Genomic DNA, 19,016 nt, shown 5'->3' with positions numbered 1-19,016 from the left:
TTGCTACTCATCATTAACCGTTTTTATCAATAGCGTTCCTGATTGCCTGAAGCCAGCCATGTCCAAATTTCTCGTCTGGCTCCACATAGTCGCCTTCGCCCCACTCGTTCCAGGCTTTCAAGAATAGGATCTGATGTTCTGGCTGCTTGTTAGCAATGAGTCGGATGGCCTGCTCTGTGTAGTGCTGGAATTTCTCGGGAGAAGTACCCGTGACGATTTCCGTCTTTGAACCTGCCCTTGGCGTACGGTCCCACTGAGGCAACAGCGTAGGGTAGACATTTTCCCAGCGGTCTTCCTCTACATAGTAGTTATCCATCAGGCGACCATAGTCTATCTTTGAGTACGTTGGCATGAAGGAAATGAACGACAGCAGTTTCAGCATCATCTTTGCTCTGCCCTGTGCCAAGGCAACGGCTCTGCGATAACCTTGTGACATAACTGCATCGAACCCCATGTCAAGCACGGACTTATAATAATCCTTTGCCATGTCGGCAGAGTAATAGTTGGCTTTTTTCCCAGAGAGCGCCTTACCCGTGTTGTCGGTCTGCCCCACAAAGTGTATTCCTTTCAGGCCATTTTCGCGTGCCAGTTTTTGCCAAAGGTCAATAAACTCCCGACAATCGGGAATACCTTTTGGCACCCACACTGCAAACAGCGGTTTCCCATCAATGGTAATGTAACGAGAATCGCGGAAGGCTGGAAGCAAATAGTTGAAGTGGCTAATGTAGTCTTCACGCGAGTATTCCATTTTCATAATCATGGTGTCGTGGCGCAAGCTGCTGCCCTTCTCCCAGGTCTTGCTGGTCCAGTTGTGATTGGCCCAGCAGAGGCAGAAAGGGAAGTCAGGTTTGCCGCTGGCCAGCACTTCCTCGAACGGACGTTGTAGCAATTGCTTGCCGTTGCCAAACCAGTAATGGTAGTAGCAAAACCCCTCTAATCCTGCCTCACGCGCTAATTCTGCCTGTTGCTCGCGCACCTCGGGCAGTCGCAGGTCGTAAAAGCCCAGGTCGGCTGGGAGGTGGGGCTGATAATGCCCGCGGAACAGTGGCTTTGCTTTCACCACGTTATTCCATTCCGTGAATCCTTTCCCCCACCACTCGTCGTTTTCGGGGATGGGATGGTATTGTGGTAGATATAGTCCTATGATTCTTGGTTTCATATCTTTAATAATACTATAATTGCTTGATTACTTTCGCCGGTATGCCAGCTGCAACAGCGTATGCAGGAATATTATGGGTAACAACGCTATTGGCTCCGATTATTGCTCCGTCGCCGATGGTCACTCCTGGCATGACGCAGACGTTGTTTCCCAGCCATACATGATTGCCGATGGTAACAGGTCCTTTGCTGTACAGCGGGCGCTCTGTGAAAGGCAGACTCATGTGTTCGCGAATGCTCTGCCCATGGCTATTGTCGGTAATAAGCACGTTGGTGCCTGTTAGGAGATGATTGCCAATGGCAATGCTATTAATAGCAGTAATATGACAATTTTCACGTATAGCACAATAGTTACCAATGGTGATAGATGGGTTATATCTATTGCCGTTGTGGCTGTCCCAAGCTGTAAGTTGTACGCCTGAAGCAATGAATGTTTTGTCGCCTACTGATATATACTGAAGACCTTCCAGTCTCAGAGCCTTCCATCCTATATGAGCACCCTTTCCCAAATGGGCAAAGCGTGGACGTAAGAAAAGTGTATAGATTCTGATAAAGAAGTAGTTGATGATTCTTGACATATTAGTTTTCTGAATATTTATTCATTCGTTGCATTAAGAAATGGCATAGCGTTTGTTGTTCTTTAGCAGAAAGTCCTAAGAAATAGACTGTAAGAAGCATCGTAATGCATGAAGATGCAAAAACAGTGACTAGCCTGACAATGCCTGGATGTAATGCTTGGTGAACAAGGTAAACGACAAAGAAGGTACATACAGCTACGAATAGTCCCCGCAGAATGATTTCCGAAAGATAAGGGGCATAGCTAAAAGAGGGATATTGACGGCGTAAAATGACAAGTCTGACAAGATGAGATATTATACACATCGCTATCATTAGTATAATGCTTATTTCGGAAGATGCTCCTAGGTGGAAGGCTAGCCATGTGGCAGGAAGACATAAAATGACTATACTGTCAACGAATAAACTATAATATTTAAGTTGTCCTGTGGAATGGACAATAGTTGTTACAGGGTTATGCATGGAGAAGCACAGCATATATATGATGGTAAGTCGGGTATAGATGATGGCTTCTTCTGAAACATTGCCTAACCACCAATCGAAAATGGTGCGCAATTCCAATATAAGGGGTATTGCAACCATCAGGAGCAGATAGAGTATGAATTTATTGTTGGCGCTGAACATCTTGTTGAGAGAAATGTAGTCTTTCTCTGCAAAAGATTTCACCATCGCAGGGCGGAAGGCAACGGCAATGCTGTTACTTAGTGCTGTGAATGCGTGAAACACTTGTTGCGCAATAGCGTACGCTGCCGTGGCTATCGGGCCAAAAAACATATAGAGCAAAATGGTGATGCCTTGCGTCAAACCTACTGCGGCTAGAGAACTATACATAGACCATCCGGAAAAGGCCAGCAGTGAACGATAAGTTTCTTTGGGTATTTTCCTGCAATATTTGTATTCCGGGTAGCGGCGATGCACGATAAATGCATAGAGTAAGAATATAATCACAGCTACGGCACTAAGCCCAATACTGTAGAAAATCAAGCCATCCATGGCGGTGATGCCGATAAAAAATATCACGCCGAGACGTAGCATACATTCGGTTAGGGAAATGAGGGCGAACGCCCCCATCTCCTCTTGTGCAAAGATCGCTGCAGTAAAGGGCAGTTGCAGTAAGCCAAACCATAATGTGATCAGCGAGAAATGAAATACCCAATTGGCTGCGACAAGACGTTCTGGTGGAATTGACAATTCGTTGTTGACAAACCAAAGGCCAATAGTTTCAAAGATAAAAAGCAGTGCTATAGACAATACCAAGATGATATTTATGCTAGCTGAAAAGATGGTTGAAAGCTGGTTGTTTTCTCCTTTTCCCAGCGTATATGAGTAGAAACGCTGAATACTGACTGCCAGTGTGGTTGTAATGAAGGAACTGGCCAGCACGACACCTGCAACGGCATTGAAAGTGCCATAGTCTTCTTGTCCTAGGTCTCGTAGTAGCAGGCGTACAGCATATAGGTTGATGGCTGTGATAACCATCATCCTTACAAACAGCATTAAGCTATTTGATGCGATGCGTTTAGACTTTGGAGTCATTTTTTTTTAGTAAGGCCTAATGGTTCCTAAGCCATATATACAGCAACATCATCGCGCCAAGGGACAGGTTGCCGGTGTCTGAATACATGAAGAGTGTCATTCCTCCCTGAAGACTGACGCACAAGGCAAAATAGACAAGAAGGAGCTGATGTAGTTTGATAATACCGCAACGTGGTCGTATTTGGATGATAGCCCAACTGTTGAACGCAACAAATATAATAAAAGCACTCAAAGGGCCGAAGTCAAGTACAAAATCGCCTACAAATGTTGTGTAAAAGTCATCATCAATTTTTAATTTTTTGTATTTTTCACGTCTTTCCGTATAGTTCTTCGGTGTGTCGGAAGATAGAAGCCTTTTCACCATATTGAAAGTGCGGTCGCCATTTCTTGTGCCACCGGCATCAAGTGCATAGTTATTGAAATAGATGTTGGCTTGGCCTATATACCAATATACATAACCGCTTGTATCGGTACCATTTTTTCTGTCGCTGAATCGGCTGATGGTAATCGCTATAATGGGTATAGCCACTATGGCGGTTATGATAATGCCTGAAATTTTTATGATGCGATCAATTTTTATAGAGATGAATTGGCGGAAGAGCATATAGCCCGCTAAAATAGTTAAGCCGCATTTGATAACCGACCCTCGCCGTCCGTCCATGACAGGTATTATCATTCCGATGATAATGGAGAGAAACAGAAGGACGAGAAAATTGATGTTTTTATCTTTTCGTGTGAGGAGAAAAAAGAAAATAAAAACGGTGCAGTCATATAGCATGTTATATAATACAGCAGGTAGGTTTCTGATTGCGCTTCCCGCGCTTTTGGAATTCTCGAATGCCTCCAGATAAGCATCTTTTCCTGCATCGCTATCAGTAAGGATACTAACAAAATTGCTATTGAAATTTGACAAAATAGACGGTATCTGCACACAAATGCATAGGATGGCAATATAGCACGGGATAAGCAACGCCTTTGAGTGAGGATCTTTTATTTTTATGACAGGACTACGATGTAACTTGATTGCAGGTGATAGTGCTAACATTAACATCACATACAGATAGATAAAAGGGAATAGGCTCAGATGTTCGTATGTGTCATCGAAGAACTCATCGTTTAAAGTGATGAATGAAAAAAAACAGTAAACGATATAACTGGCCATAACGGCACTACCACCGTCAATGTGTCGGTTTCGGTAGTGATACACTATAAAAGAGATTACCCAAAATAATGTATAGAGGGCTAACAAAATGTTATCATCTGTAGTGTCCATAATTGGAACTATTTTATTTTTTCCGTTCTAATTATTTCCTTCAGGAGCACTTGAGCAGCGTTTGGAAGACAACCTTACAAAATTGCATCTCCATCCAGAATACCTCCCAGAAATTGAACCGCATCAGTCGCAGTTGCCGCAACTTGCCTGCGAACAGCCGTCGCCACATTCTTTGATGCTGTCGCTGGGCATGGTGTCCGAAGTTACCTCCTTCCATGATCTCACGCAGCATGCATTCGCCGTAATAACTGTCGGGCTTGCAGAGTATCAGCGCGCGATCCATCTGGAACACCTCGCCGAGCACCCACATCAGTGCCCCGGCTATCTGTCGCAGCCCGAAGGCCGTCAGATAATCTGCCACCATCCAGCGATCCTTTTCGGTGGAGTTCTTCAGCAGCATATAATAGTCACATACTTGTCGCAGCCCAATGCCACCACGGAAGAAGTGGTGCTGGATATGAGACAACTGCATCGCGAGAGCGAACCTCACAGACGGCACGTTGAAACCCTCCTCCACGCTCTCAGTATTTATAAGCTCCATATTGAGACATCGCTGCAGCCGACGATTAGTGAAGGGGTTGAAGTTGCCCGACGAGGGGAGAAAATGCACCTCCACAATCACCCTTTTGTCACTAGTAGGCAAATGCACATGATGGTATTCCGGTTTGAGTTCCTTATCGCCCATCATTGAGGCAAATGGCTCCGTCTTAAGCAATGACAGCACGTTCTCTCGTCCGCCTTCCACCCAGATGTCGATATCCCCTGGCTGGCGCAAAAACTTATCGGGATAGAGTCGCGCATTGGCCTGACCTTTCAGGATGGCTGTCCGTCGCCCGGCATCGCCGAACAGCTTTGTCAGTCGCGCAGACTCCTGATTGAGCAGTTCGTTCTTGCCATTGATGACATCTGCCTGATATATCCATTTAATTAAGAGGTCCACGGGTGGCTGCTGATTGGCAGGCAGCTGAATCATCGCGCCATAGATAACACCTATCAGCGACTGACGATCTGTCTCTTCATGCAGCCACTGCCAGTCCTCATCAGTTGCCACGAAGTCTTTCTGCTCTGTCACTCCCATCGACAGGCGCAGCAGCTGGAAAAACTGTTCCTGGTGTTGTTCCGTCTTATTGCTCGTATTCATATACTGAACGATTCACTAAATTGATATAAGTCATTACCTCCTCTACTGTTTTCTCTTTATTTCCTTAAGGAGCGCAGCAGGGACATAAGCAATCGCTACACTGGCAATCCCTTCCAATTCTACCACGACTCTCTTGCAACGCTTCACTCGGCGTATCACTCCTTCCACGCCCTCAAAGATGCCGCCCATAATCTGCACATGCTTGCCTTCCTTCCCTATAACGCACTCGTCATCCAAGAACATCACACTGTCGTCAGTCATAGAGGCCACGCGCATAAAGTTTCCCATGTCTCTATCCTTCACTGTCATAATGGTGTGAGCCTCTTGAGCTGTTTGATCAAGTATGTATCGCAACGGCTCCAGTACCTTGTTCCTCTGCTTCAGATAACTGATCCGCTCCTGTGTAGAGTGTACGAAAATGAGATTGTTGATGGCGGGTACCAACTCACGATGTGGACGCTCTGTATCAGCATCCAGCAATTTATAGGTCATTGGAATAAAGTTCTCAATCTTCAGTCGGTCCAACTCGGCCTTAATCTTTAGCTCACGCGAATAAGTCACCCGCATTGGAAACCAAACCTTGGGGTCACCACACATCGTTGTGTCGTGTACCAAAGAAATCCCTTCTTTATCTGCTATCATCATATCACTCTGATTTTCAGTTGTTCTATGATTCCTGCTCAAGCTCCAAAAAATAACAAGACCTGTCTTTTAGTTGCAAATAGACCACCAGCCAGGGCACTACCTGCCCGATATCTGTTTCTACTTTTCTATCATTCCTTCTTTGTCCAACTGTTCGAGGAAGTCCGTCACATAAGATTGGGCCACTTCGGCTGTCACGTCGTATTCCTCACAGACTCTGGCTGTCAGGGATTCCGCTGTGAAGTTACCCTGCGCCATAGCTTCTTGCCACACCCACTCGCCACTTTCGTTCAAAGTTATTATCTTGCGAAAGTCGATGGCTTTGATACCTACACAAAAGATCGCTTTCTTGCCGACTACGTCGCGCAGCACAAAGTTTTTCTTTATTCTCCATAATCGTCTTTTTTATCTTATTTACTAATTTACTAAGTATATATCTTCTAATTTCTTTGTATGGCATTTCAGATTCTTGTTTGCCATCATCGTCGCTTAAACTTTTACGGCTGCAAAGTTACAAATTTTACCGAAATATCGTGCGATTTAATGAAAAAAGATGATCTGAAGAGAACTTTGTGCGCATCAACAGGTCGGAGATTGTCAATCTGGATTGCATTGACGGATTTGAGAGGCGCTCGGCTTTGCCGCTTGGCTTGCCCAAGAATTGCTACAACATTGGCAAAAAACCGCTGTATGCCACTGGCGACTACCGCCAGCGTATGGAAGGTGTGTTCATTAAGGCTAAACAGCAGTGACATTAAGACACAGAAAAGCCGCCCGGTAGCCACAGTATGAGGACTCCCGGGCGGTTTTATTAAGAACAACAGGGAATTAGGTGAGGAAATCGAATTATTTGAATATGGCAAGACAACATCGACAATTTCCTCAAGGTAAGTACATTTTACGTTCGTCAAGAAACTCACAAAATACCGATTTGCGTTTTTATAAAAGTACGGGTTAACCCTTCCTTAAGACTTATATGGGGGCTCCATCCTAGAGCCTCTGATTTTCTGGTATCAAGGGCAATTCGTTTATAGGTGCAGTAACCCTTAGTATTGTCTTGCTGCCGCGTATCATAAACTAATTTCAAGTCGATGTCTTTCCTGAATGAGGTTAGCAAAAGAGCTAAATCCTTGATGGAGATCGGCTCTGTTTCGTTGGCAAGATTATAGGCCGTTGATGGTTCACCAAGGAAGAGTACCGTAAACATTCCTATAACGGCATCGGTTACATAAAGGAAAGCGCGAACAGCGGTGCCAGTACTTTTCAGTACAATGCTTCTGCCAGCTACCACGTCTGAAATCAAATCTGCCATCACTCGCCCGTCATTCTCCAGATTCATAGTTGGTCCATAAGAATGGGCAATTCTAACGGTATTAAACAGTACACCATATTGCAGAGCATAACTCTTCAGAAGCGATTCTGCAGCCCGCTTGCTTTCAGGATAGCACGACCTGTCGTCCAAAGGATCGAGAGTGCCAAAAGCCGACTCATTGAGCTGCTCTGCATCCTCATTCTTTCCATAAACTTCTCGTGTCGATGCAAACAAAACCCGTTTAACGTCATGATGCCGAGCCAGTTCCAGCACATTGATAGTCCCCTGCAGATTACACTTCATAATACCAACAGGATCCGTATTAATAAAATGAGGACTGGCGTTCCCTGCCAGATGGAATACATAGTCCACCTGTCCCTCATAGGCGATAGGATTGCATACATCCTGTATCAGCAGACGGAAATAAGACTTCCCTACATACGAGCCAAAATATTGTTCTGCTTTCTGGCGATTCCTGCAAAGTGCCACTACAGAGACGTTGATGCCTGCATGCTCATGCAGATAGAGCAACAGCCAGGTGACATACGAGGCCAGCATACCTGTAGCTCCAGTAACGAAGACGGTCTTTCCGTCAAGTTCTCGCCAAGGCAGATTGGCCTCACTCATCCTCTGTAAATCCTCTTGGATAATATCCTTGTTCATAGTGGTAGCATACTTAAAACCCAAATACAGCACTTTCTTCCCTCGCTTCAATGATGGCCTTGAACATAAAGTAGTCAGCAGGTGTCGTAATCTTGATATTCTCAGCTGTCCCTATAATCGTATGCAACTCATAACCATAATGGTTCATCATCGAACAAGTATCCACAAAATCATGTTTCCCCTCTGCTAATGCCTTCTGATGAGCCTCCATCACATCTTTCAGCACAAAACATTGGGGCGCTCTGACCATCAGAACTGAGTCTCGGTCTGGCACCTCCAGCGAACCATCAGCTTTCTTCATGACGATAGTCTCCATCGCAGGTACACAAACGATACTATTCCCTTTCTCCTTGGCTACTTCAATACATTCAATAATGGTCTTCTCCATCGCCAAGGGGCGCACACCGTCGTGTATCAGCACTAATGAGTTTTCTGGGAAATGTTGCTTGGCACATACGAGTCCATTGTAGATGGAGCCCTGTCCTTTCCTGCCACCAGGTACGATATCTATGACTTTATTTAGATCATATTTTTCCACCTGACGACGCAGATAAGGTATCCAGTCTTCGAGACAAGCCACCACGATGGCATCAACTTCCTGGATATGCTGAAACACCTCGATGGTATAGACCACGATAGGTTTCCCTCGAAACTCAAAAAACTGCTTGGGCCGACTATGACTATGGAGTCTGTCCCCTCGCCCTCCTGCAAAAATCACAGCTATGTTCATAACTATTTGGTTTTTATATTGGATAATCATTTTGCCATTCCACCTTTTTGCCATCAAGGTAGTCTGCCATCTTCTGTGCGATGTCCCTTGCCGCATGGCCAGTCTCGTTAAGTCCCATCCTCACCGTAAAGGCATCCCACTTCTTCAGATAGTCCTCCATCTCGAAAACCTTTACGTTCTGTTCTAGTTCGTCGTTGTTCTTGGCGTATGGGAACGGTAGTTCCTCCATTTCATAGTACACGCCACGCTCTTCATACTTATACTGCTCGAAGTCTGTAGCATACGTAAAACAGGGAATCCTTCTTAGGGCAGCATCGAAGATACAGCTCGAATAGTCACTAATCATCACATCTGTCGCCATCAGTAGCCGCTGCATGTCCTGATAGTCTGTCACGTCCTTCACATCTGGATGAGCTTCTTGATAGCCTTTGGCATAGAGGCGTAGCGATGGGTGGAATCTGATCAGCATCGTCCACTCGCCACCAAATTTATTCGTCAGCGTTTTTTTCAAACGATCCATATCCAGATCATATACATTCATGTCGATGTGCTGTTCCTGAGTAAAACGAAGTCGCCATGTAGGCGCATAGAGCAACACTTTATGATCAGAAGGAATGCCTAAGTCCTTACGAGCCTTCATACCTTCCTCAGGATTGTTCTGCACCAGCATATCGTTCTTCGGATAGCCGCATTTCCAGATTGGCCCATGATATTTGAACGCCCTGCGATAGATAATCGATAGATGGTCAGAATTCGAAATATACACATCTGCCATATCCGATGCATTCTTCTGGAAGAGTGTCTTTGTTATGCCTGCAGCATATTCGCCTATGATATCGCCTGACACTTTCTTGATGCCCAGTCCACCATGCCATGTTTCCACGTATAACTGTCCCTTTCGCTTCACAAAGTAATCAGGTTCGCAGCGGTTGTTCGTCCAGATCTTAGCCGTCGCATACTCATACAGCCAATGCCAACTGCGCCATTTAACTGGTCGCATCCATGTTGGCAGTTCGTATTCATATTTGGGATCCTTCACCCAGACGATATCCAAATCAGGAATGAGCTTATGAAGCTCTTCCATGATAAACTTCTGGTTGTCATCATAGCGCCTGCCAGCTGAAACACAAACCAAGACTTTATTCTTCTTTATCGGGAATATGCGCAACAGGTAGAACAAACAAACTATTGTCACTGCTCCCACAGGTCTCAGTACTGGCCTTGTAATCTTCCATATTCTCTGTTTCATATTCATCTTCAATGCTTTTTAAAAAGTTTCTTTATATCATGCATACTTTTCGATGGATGCCCAGTCTCTCTTACCACCGCCGAAGGGAAAAAACAATGACTAATTCTTTCGAAATGGCCTTATAAACCAACCATGTACCCTGCTAAGCAATCTAAACAATGAATTAAGCGTATTAAGTATTATAGGGTGATACAGACAAGCCATAGCCATTTCACCAGAAAGGACATTTAGTTCCTCTTTTGTACAAAGTCGAGTTGGATTATCGAAAGCTGTTTTCGCTCTATCAATGAGTTTGATTAAATCGGTTGACAAATATCCTTTATTTTTGATGTCCTCATAAATTGCCTTTTTACGAAAAGCATAGATGATTGTATCTTTGTTATACATGGCAGCAAAATAATGAATTATCTTAGCTTGATGTAAATACGGTAAGCCATATCTCAATATTTGGCAATTCCAAATTGCGGGAAGTTCAGTAACAACATAGTTATTTTTTTCATTTACTAAAGCCAAAGGTGGTTGATCATAATGTCTTCCAAACTTACATATATTATATAACCATGCATTATGCCAATCTTTATAAAAATGCCGACTCATTTCCGAATCCCTAACGAACATAACACCACTATTAAAATAAGGAAGGGTATCATTACATTGCCAACCTTCTTCTTTTGCATATCTCCTAACACTTTTCCCATAATTATCAAAGTACAAACTAATTGGTACATGCTCATTTATTACTGCCCCAATGTCACCATCAAAAGAATCAATATCAGCGAGACTATCTGCAATAACTGTATCTGAGTCAATAAACAGAAAATCTCCATCTATATACTGACGTAAATTGGTTTTTAGGAATCTGGAAGTTTGTTTCTTATCATACGATTCTGGAACTTCCACCACGATCTTTTTATTGACATATTGCAAAATCAATTCACGCTTCCCGACTATCGTCTTGTCTGTCCTTTCATCTACGACGAATTCCACAACGGCATCTGGATTATGTCGCTTCAAAGAGAATACAGATAGAACGGTCTGTTCTAAATAAATATCCTGTTCATCACTACTGACAGCGTATACTATTTTTGTTTTCATAATCTTATCCATGATTTATGTACCATTCCAAATTCAAATCCATTCTCTTATCCTTATCTGGTTTAATTATATATGTAATCGACTGAAATCCTTTATAATTATTGAAGGATTTTCAATCCTAGTGATAAACTTGTTCAAGAAGAGGCACATTTTAATTGATCTCTTGTTAGATACTGATAATAATAGCCTGTCAGAAAGGCGAATGACTCCATCTTCGTTAATAAGGCGAATTATCTCCTTTACAAAGGGATGTCGCTTATTCCCTTCATAATCATTACGTTTAAGGTAATCATTATAATAATCCATACGAACCTCTATCTTAGCCCGTTTCTCCTTTTCTTCAGACAAGCTATCTGCAACAATAGAATCTACAAGATTACAGAAGTCATAATAAGAATCAAGGTCAAAATTGTGACTGCGAGTGGCTGAGTCTATACGAATGCGGTAAAAATAAACAGGTTTCCTCCATACGGCAACTTTTTTCTCATTAGTTCTCGCTAATGCTAAATTCATAAGGAAATCCTCCTTTACGGGATAGTTATATGCAAATGCCAGCTGACATTTTCTAATCAGATCTGCACTGAAGAGTTTAGCCCAAGGATATGTTGGAAATCGACGACAAGTAAGCATGAATAGATAGTCTTCTCTATCATAATAATCAAAAGCATCTATCAGTTGTTTGCTTCTCGTATGGCATCCTATAACAATATCAACACCTTCAGAGATTGATAGTAACTCTAAAACACAATCTTTTAGTAAATAGTCATCAGAATCTACAAACATTATCCATTCGCCACGTGCATCCTCTACACCTCGTTTCCTTGCAACTACAACACCTGCGTTCTCTATTTCTATATATCGAACAAGAGGCAAATGTTCATACTTCTTGCAGATTTCACCAGAGCCGTCCGTACTGCCATCATTCACAAGAATCAGTTCTATATTCTCGTAGGTCTGCGACAGGATGGACTGAATACATTCTTCCACGTATTCCGCCGTATTATATACAGGCACGATGATGCTGACAAACGGGTGAAGGAGTTCGTTTTCCATCTTACGCTTATATAACTTTACTTCAACAGATACTCACAAGTCCCTTGCCCATATCAGCAATGAATATAAATACAACTTGATCTTGGTAAGCAGAGATGTCCCTTTTCCTATATCATGCAATGCCAATAGTTTTGATGGATATAATTCATCTAACTGGTAAAAGTAATATTTGAATAAAGAATGGTCTCTCTTCAACATTATCAATAAATATTTTCTCATAGACCTAACTCTACAGATATTATGCCTAATCAAGAATTTTTCTTCTCGGAAAAACACTTCTGCCCTTGTTTTCAATTCTCCAGGCTTAGTACAAAATTCTGCACTTAATGATTTGGGACGAAAAGTCACGACATATAGGGCTATATTTGCAACCTTGATGATTCCTGCATGATAACCAACAAGCAAAGAAAAATATACATCATTAGAATACGCAACTTCGTCAAATCGGATATTGTATTTAACAACTAAATCCCTTTTTACCATCTTGGCCCATGGAACAAACAACTTAAATCTTACAGGCCATTCATCACCATCTTTCAAACACTGATCAATCTTTCTATTCATCCAAGAAGATCGATTTGATCCTACGTTTATATTATCTGAAAGAACAGCCTTATTCTTGAAGAATATGACATCTGCTTCCGAATCAGCGTATGAGCTGATGATGTCATGCATATCTTCAACAAAGAAGTCATCCGCATCGGCAAACAGCAGCCATTTTCCTTTAGCCCGATCCTGCCCGACATTCCTGGCATAGCCAGCCCCTCCTCCTTTTGTCGTTCTGACGAACTCCAGATAGGGGCGCGACAGTTCTGGATATCTTTTCAAATATGTATCAGCATCAGCACTATTGTCATCCACTACTATCACCTGTATATCCTCAGATACAGGGATTGACCTCAAGCACCGCATCAGCAGATCCGGTATGTCTTTATGAGGAATGATAATACTAAATAATGGGCAATCCATAGGTTTCTATTTTAGTAGAGGAATCCTACTATCCAAATAGGTAGTTTCTTGCCAATAGGAAACTCCATTGAGTCTGCTAAGACATACGAGTCGGGTATATCTGCTATCTGGTCGAAAGTCTTATCCTTACCACCAACCTCCAATATTATCTTACCGTCTATTTTGAAATCACCTTGTGTCTTACCATATTCTACGGTATGACTTGCTGACAATTGATTTACTACAAAGCACTCACGTATCGTACCTATCTTCTCCTCCGAACTCAAAGCATAGTGCATGTTAGGATTATGAAGATAAACTTTATCAGGTTTTTGCATCTTAGTCACTGACTTTTTATCAGTGTAGAGCAAATTCAGTAATTCTGCCTTCTGCATACTGGCAAGGTAACTCAGTACGGTGGTTTTGTTTATTTCAAGGTAAGATGAGAGTTTGGCGATGCTGACATCGTATGGCACATTATTGGCCAAAAAGAGAAGCATTGCCTTGAGTTTACGAGTATAGGCAGGTTCAACCCCGCAAAACTGAGTCATTTCCTGATCGATGATAAAACTGACCACATTTTCAATGCGGCTATAGTAGTCCTGATCATCTCCGTCATAGAAAGGATAGTATCCTACTCGCAGATAATCCTCGAAAAGCGCCTGAGGACGACATGCCTCACAGACCTTCTGGCAGATGGAGTCGGCATTACTCAATATTTCCTCTAATGAATAGGAAGGCAACTCAATGCCTTTGTAGAATTGCAGATATTCACGGAATGAGAGCCCTGCCATATCATAGTTGAGTACACGACGAGACAAGTCCGCGTCAGCATTCAGTATCTGTAACAGCGACGAGCCAGTAAAGGTAATTTTTAAGTCGGGCCATAAGTCGATAATCTCCTTCACTTCCTTACTCCAAGTAGGATATTTGTGCACCTCATCCAGAAACAAATGTTTGCCTCCCACCAAATGAAAACGTTCTGCCACCTCAAGCAGAGTATGATTAGTAAAATACATACTGTCCATCACCAGATAGAGAGCCTCGCCTGCGTTTATGCCATACTTCTGTCGAATATACTGACGCATCAGTGTCGTCTTGCCAACGCCACGAGAACCGCGGATTGACACTAATTGCCGCTCCCATTTGACAGTATGCATCATTTGGCGGACAATAGTCATACTAACTTGCGATATCAATATCCGATGTTTCCTAAAGAGAGTTTCCATTCCTTTATATACTCAAGATTATTACGTGCAAAAATACAAAAACTTAATGGAATAACCAAATTTATCGCAAAAAAGTTTAGTACAGCAACCTAAAATTAATAAATTTCGTATATTACAGCAAACGATTTTGCGGCATTTCATCTGTAAAACCTATCTTACACTTTAAATATTTCTATATTCACAAAACTCTTAGCCATACTAAAAATGAATATAAATAGAATTTAATCTTGAATCTTCGGGGTCTATTCTTGCATATATCCTGTAATGCCGCCAACTTTGACGGATAGATTTCTTCCAACTTGAAGAAGTAGTACTTGAACAACCTCCTGTCATGCGTTAACATCTTAACTAAAAAAAAATTCAATCGATGCTCTCTACAAAAATCATTTTGCAGCATAAACTTATCCATCCGAAAGGCTGCCTCTGCCCTTAGCCTCAACTCATTAGGCTTCAAACAAAAATGATACGTTTGGGAATTAGAACGATAAGTGACAACATAAAGGACTCTATTGACAACCAGAATTGTCCTTGCGTAATAGCCTATCTGTAAAGAACAATAGGCATCATCAGCATACATTACTTCGTCAAAACGGATGTCGTGTTTGACCATCACATCTCTTTTAACCATTTTACCCCATGGTTCATACATTTGTGCTCTAATAGGCCACTCGTCACCGTTAGACAGGAAATTGTCAATATTTTTATTCACGTGAGAACACCTTTCCGTTGTTATACTTATATCTTCCGAAAGAACCGACTTCTTTTTGAAGTATATGGCATCCGCATCAGAATCAACGTATGAGCAGATGATACTGTACATATCATCAACATAAAAGTCATCTGCATCGGCAAACAGCAGCCATTTGCCTTTAGCATGCTCTAATCCCACATTCCTGGCATAGCCAGCCCCTCCCCCTTTTGTCGTTCTGATAAACTCCAGATAGGGGCGCGACAGTTCCGGGTACTTATCTAAATAAGTATCTGCATCAGAACTATTGTCATCCACCACAATCACCTGAATGTCCGCAGATACAGGTATTGCCCTCAAGCATCGCATCAGCAAATCCGGAATGCCTTTATGGGGTATGATGATACTAAAAGTTGGACTCATAGTCGTCTGATCTGTAATTAAATATTTGCTGACTCTAACCCGATAAATCCGTCTTCGGAAAGGGTTATAGGACTCGCATATTGATCGTAAAAGCCTTCAATATGGAGCGTTTGACAATTTGGGACCCCGAAGAAGTCCTGACGACGAGGTTCATGGAGAAACAGGTCAATCAGATAATCGCCATTTGCCAAGTATTTAGGAAGGCGAATATGACGTTCGAATGTAAATACTCCGGGGGGGACATCACACAAGACTCCTTTATATCGGCCTTCAATAAAGCAAGCAACTGGAGTTTCATCCAACTTTTTTATGATTAATTTAATGTCGCACTTCATAGGTTCTTGTGTTTTGCCCTTGATAAGCACATCAAGCACTTCTTGACCTTGAGTAAGTGATGTTGAGTTATATGGTGTGTTGTTGATCTGTATCTCGTCAATTTTCAAGAAACTTTTGCAGTTGGTAATATAATCTGTCATCAGTTTCTGCTTTTCAGCTTGAGTCGTTGATGATGCAAGATAATGATTTACAGCATCATCAACGGTACCGATAAAGTTTGTCATACCATCGCGAAGCACCACGCCTTTCTGACAGAGACTACGAACTGCTGCCATATTATGGCTCACGAACAGCACGGTCCTGCCTTCTCCTTTCGATACATCCTGCATCTTGCCGATGGCTTTCTTCTGGAATTCGGCATCGCCTACGGCCAACACCTCATCGACCACCAGAATTTCCGGCTCAAGATGAGCGGCAACGGCAAAACCTAAACGCACCTTCATGCCCGAAGAATAGCGTTTCACAGGCGTATCGATATAACGTTCGCAACCAGAGAAATCGACAATCTCGTCGAGTTTGCGGGTAATCTCTGCCTTGGTCATGCCCATGATGGCACCATTCATATAGATGTTCTCACGACCTGTCATCTCTGGGTGGAAGCCTGTACCCACTTCGAGCAGCGAGGCGATGCGCCCACAGACGTTGATCTCGCCAACGGTTGGGGCAGTTACACGAGAAAGCAACTTCAACAAAGTGCTTTTGCCTGCGCCATTCTTGCCAATGATGCCTACTACATCGCCTTGCTCCACACTGAAATTGATATCTTTCAATGCCCATACGAATTCGCTCTCGCCCTTCGTGGAACGTATGTTGGTATCACCAATCTTCAGGAAGGGATCTTCCTTACCCAAGACATTCATGGCCCACCAACGACTCAAGTCATTTTTGAAGGTACCTGTGGATACCAGCCCCAAGCGATATTGCTTGCCTACATGATTAAACTCAATAGCTTTCATACGGTATCCATGAAATTACGTTGTACCTTATTAAATATAACGACGCTGAATAGCACCAGCACACTCATAAACAGGAAACTATAGCCTAATGCGAACCAAGAGAAATAGCCCTGACCCAAAGTGGCATACTTGAAAGCCTCGATGATAGAGGTCATCGGGTTAGCCATAATCAGTGTGCGAAGCGTACCTTTTTCCACCATGCTGAGTGGATAGACGATAGGCGTGGCATACATCCAGAGTTGGACGATAAAAGTGAAGAGTATCGTAAAGTCACGATACTTCGTGGTAAGCGAGGAGATCAGAATTCCAAAGCCAAGCCCCAGTCCTGCTAACATCATGACCAATAGGGGCGTAAGCAGAATAGCCCAATTGGGGGCTATAGGAGCACCTGCCATAAAGAAATAGAGGTAGAGCGCCGCAAAGAGCCCTAACTGAATGACAAATCGCAACAGATTGGATATCACCACAGCGATGGGCACTACGAGGCGCGGGAAATATACCTTGCCGAACATACTCTGATTGGCGATGAACGTGTTGGACGACTGGTTCAGACAGTTAGAGAAATAGAACCAGCAGATGTTGCCTGCCATATAGAAAAGGGCTTGGGGCATGCCGTCCGTGCTCATCTTGGCAATGCCTCCAAACACCACCATGTTCATGATGACCGTCAATACGGGTTGTATCAGATACCACAGTGGACCGAGGACGGTCTGCTTATATTGCACCACGATATTGCGCCTGACGAACAGTTCTATCAGGTCGCGATAACGCCAGATCTCGCCCAAGTCGATGTGCCACAGCTTTTCGTGCGGGCGGATCCGCATGGTCCAATATTGGTTTGAGATTTTTTCTGCCATTATTATTGTATTGGATGGCACAAAATTACAAAAAAGAAATGAATTGAAAACACTTTTATGCGCTAAAAAAATCTAAAGCTTCACATAAAAGTGAATTTTCTATATAGAAAATCACTATCGTCCACGAAAATCCATTAACCCGCATTGCAGTTGCAAAAAAAACAAAGTTAAACTATGTTATAGAATTGACTTCAAATGGCAGCTTCCGGCTAATTTTCTGCTCGTTATTAGCTAAAAAAATCACAAAACGCCCAGCTCCGTCTGAGAAACAAGCAAAAAGGTACACCCAAAAGCACCTCTTCGCTCCATGCCTCGAAATGGAGTTTGATGTATTGACGAAGAAGCATGACTATGGCTACAAGGACCACGTCAAGGCTTCCACAGCTCTGACCTATCTTGTCTATAACATCTTCAGATACGAACGGCTCTGTTGATGCCAGCCTGCTCTCGTGAAGAAGGCTTTGGCCAACATACAGGGATAACTGTGTCCATACATGTCAAATCGTCTAAATCAATAAGCTAATGAGCGGATAAACGAACTTTTTGTAGCCGTAAAAATCAAAAAAATGGCAAAGCGTATGAAGCTTCCAGGACTCGCTATAGAGCGGCTTTTTGTCGCAAATCACTGCCAAATTAGTGGCACAATAATGGCACAGAACCTTGTAACTCGCTGTGAATCAGCACATCCTTTAAACTTCAACGAGGATGAGTATTAAGAAACAAGCGAAGTAACTTGAATGCTACTTCGCTTGTTTTTTTATAATTTCAGGTAACCCTTTAACGATTCAACATACTCCTCAAAAGCTTTTAGACCGGCAGGGGTGATACGACAGTAGCCTGCTGCCGAGAGTTTGTCTATCTGCACGCTCAGATTGCCCGATGTAGCTCCCGTCTGTTCTTTGATGTAGGGGAACTCAGCTTCTTCGGCACTGATAAGCAGTGACATCACTGCCAGTCGCAGCTCGGAGTGTAGCAATGGGTCTAGTGGTTTGAACATAATTCCCTCCTTATTTTTGATTTTGTATGAGAATGGGACTCCCTAATGATCTCCAAACTGCGCTCGGCAGTCATGTTATTCTTTTCTTCCATTGTTGTTTCGTTTTTAATGATGTTCTACTTTTGGTTTACTACTCTCCGGCCTTGTCTGTGCT

The 19,016-nt window shown here is 43.0% G+C and carries 19 protein-coding genes; 1 reads left to right on the top strand and 18 read right to left on the bottom strand.

Annotation, left to right across the window (positions count from 1 at the left end):
* Window positions 1-13: 13 nt before the first annotated feature.
* From T360_RS0104230 to T360_RS0104200, 7 genes are all read right to left on the bottom strand, one after another.
* Window positions 14-1,159 carry a glycoside hydrolase family 99-like domain-containing protein gene (locus T360_RS0104230; protein ID WP_028911676.1) on the bottom strand — a complete coding sequence of 382 codons (1,146 nt, stop codon included), beginning with the start codon at window positions 1,157-1,159 and terminating at the stop codon, window positions 14-16.
* Between the two features lie 13 nt (window positions 1,160-1,172).
* A complete protein-coding gene (locus T360_RS0104225) occupies window positions 1,173-1,736 on the bottom strand; it encodes a DapH/DapD/GlmU-related protein (RefSeq protein WP_028911675.1) in 564 nt (187 codons plus the stop codon).
* 1 nt (window position 1,737) lies between these two features.
* The gene (locus T360_RS0104220) at window positions 1,738-3,270 is read right to left on the bottom strand and encodes a lipopolysaccharide biosynthesis protein (protein ID WP_028911674.1); all 1,533 of its coding nucleotides are present in this window, start codon (window positions 3,268-3,270) and stop codon (window positions 1,738-1,740) included.
* Window positions 3,271-3,286: 16 nt separating this feature from the next.
* Window positions 3,287-4,543, bottom strand: coding sequence for an O-antigen polymerase (locus tag T360_RS0104215; RefSeq protein WP_028911673.1), 1,257 nt, complete (start codon window positions 4,541-4,543; stop codon window positions 3,287-3,289).
* A 40-nt stretch (window positions 4,544-4,583) separates the two neighbouring features.
* On the bottom strand, window positions 4,584-5,684 hold the full coding sequence (locus T360_RS14630) for a nucleotidyltransferase family protein (RefSeq protein WP_051523357.1): 1,101 nt from the start codon (window positions 5,682-5,684) through the stop codon (window positions 4,584-4,586).
* A 42-nt stretch (window positions 5,685-5,726) separates the two neighbouring features.
* A complete protein-coding gene (locus T360_RS0104205) occupies window positions 5,727-6,329 on the bottom strand; it encodes a UpxY family transcription antiterminator (RefSeq protein ID WP_155949378.1) in 603 nt (200 codons plus the stop codon).
* Between the two features lie 117 nt (window positions 6,330-6,446).
* The gene (locus T360_RS0104200; protein ID WP_051523355.1) at window positions 6,447-6,698 is read right to left on the bottom strand and encodes a PqqD family protein; all 252 of its coding nucleotides are present in this window, start codon (window positions 6,696-6,698) and stop codon (window positions 6,447-6,449) included.
* A gap of 200 nt (window positions 6,699-6,898) precedes the next feature.
* Between T360_RS0104200 and T360_RS16140 the strand changes: the two genes are divergently transcribed.
* Window positions 6,899-7,078: a hypothetical protein gene (locus T360_RS16140; RefSeq protein ID WP_155949377.1), complete on the top strand. Its 180-nt coding sequence runs from the start codon at window positions 6,899-6,901 to the stop codon at window positions 7,076-7,078.
* A gap of 164 nt (window positions 7,079-7,242) precedes the next feature.
* On the opposite strand, the gene T360_RS0104190 is transcribed toward T360_RS16140, so the two are convergent.
* The 11 genes from T360_RS0104190 to T360_RS0104135 form a co-directional block, all read right to left on the bottom strand.
* Complete coding sequence (locus T360_RS0104190; RefSeq protein WP_028911670.1) at window positions 7,243-8,301, bottom strand: NAD-dependent epimerase/dehydratase family protein; 1,059 nt, start codon at window positions 8,299-8,301, stop codon at window positions 7,243-7,245.
* A 13-nt stretch (window positions 8,302-8,314) separates the two neighbouring features.
* On the bottom strand, window positions 8,315-9,031 hold the full coding sequence (locus T360_RS0104185; protein WP_028911669.1) for a 2-C-methyl-D-erythritol 4-phosphate cytidylyltransferase: 717 nt from the start codon (window positions 9,029-9,031) through the stop codon (window positions 8,315-8,317).
* Between the two features lie 13 nt (window positions 9,032-9,044).
* Window positions 9,045-10,280 carry a CDP-glycerol glycerophosphotransferase family protein gene (locus T360_RS0104180; RefSeq protein WP_197019264.1) on the bottom strand — a complete coding sequence of 412 codons (1,236 nt, stop codon included), beginning with the start codon at window positions 10,278-10,280 and terminating at the stop codon, window positions 9,045-9,047.
* 99 nt (window positions 10,281-10,379) lie between these two features.
* Window positions 10,380-11,387, bottom strand: a complete 1,008-nt coding sequence (locus T360_RS14625; protein WP_051523354.1) for a glycosyltransferase — start codon at window positions 11,385-11,387, stop codon at window positions 10,380-10,382.
* 54 nt (window positions 11,388-11,441) lie between these two features.
* The gene (locus T360_RS15685) at window positions 11,442-12,428 is read right to left on the bottom strand and encodes a glycosyltransferase family 2 protein (RefSeq protein WP_051523353.1); all 987 of its coding nucleotides are present in this window, start codon (window positions 12,426-12,428) and stop codon (window positions 11,442-11,444) included.
* A 33-nt stretch (window positions 12,429-12,461) separates the two neighbouring features.
* Window positions 12,462-13,397, bottom strand: a complete 936-nt coding sequence (locus T360_RS15680) for a glycosyltransferase family 2 protein (protein ID WP_051523352.1) — start codon at window positions 13,395-13,397, stop codon at window positions 12,462-12,464.
* 11 nt (window positions 13,398-13,408) lie between these two features.
* Window positions 13,409-14,605, bottom strand: a complete 1,197-nt coding sequence (locus T360_RS0104160) for an ATP-binding protein (protein WP_028911667.1) — start codon at window positions 14,603-14,605, stop codon at window positions 13,409-13,411.
* Window positions 14,606-14,783: 178 nt separating this feature from the next.
* Entirely contained in the window at window positions 14,784-15,716 is a 933-nt protein-coding gene (locus tag T360_RS15675) for a glycosyltransferase family 2 protein (protein ID WP_051523351.1), read from the bottom strand.
* Window positions 15,717-15,733: 17 nt separating this feature from the next.
* Window positions 15,734-17,008, bottom strand: coding sequence for an ABC transporter ATP-binding protein (locus T360_RS0104150; RefSeq protein WP_028911666.1), 1,275 nt, complete (start codon window positions 17,006-17,008; stop codon window positions 15,734-15,736).
* Complete coding sequence (locus T360_RS0104145) at window positions 17,005-17,865, bottom strand: ABC transporter permease (protein ID WP_036928749.1); 861 nt, start codon at window positions 17,863-17,865, stop codon at window positions 17,005-17,007. The genes T360_RS0104150 and T360_RS0104145 overlap by 4 nt, the downstream gene beginning before the upstream one ends.
* A 757-nt stretch (window positions 17,866-18,622) precedes the next feature.
* Window positions 18,623-18,862: a transcriptional regulator gene (locus tag T360_RS0104135; RefSeq protein WP_028911664.1), complete on the bottom strand. Its 240-nt coding sequence runs from the start codon at window positions 18,860-18,862 to the stop codon at window positions 18,623-18,625.
* Window positions 18,863-19,016 lie beyond the last annotated feature (154 nt).

This window comes from Prevotella sp. MA2016, from assembly GCF_000619825.1.
Taxonomy (GTDB): domain Bacteria; phylum Bacteroidota; class Bacteroidia; order Bacteroidales; family Bacteroidaceae; genus Prevotella.
Note: the sequence above shows the minus strand (reverse complement) of the source record. Positions and strands in the feature narration are given on the sequence as shown.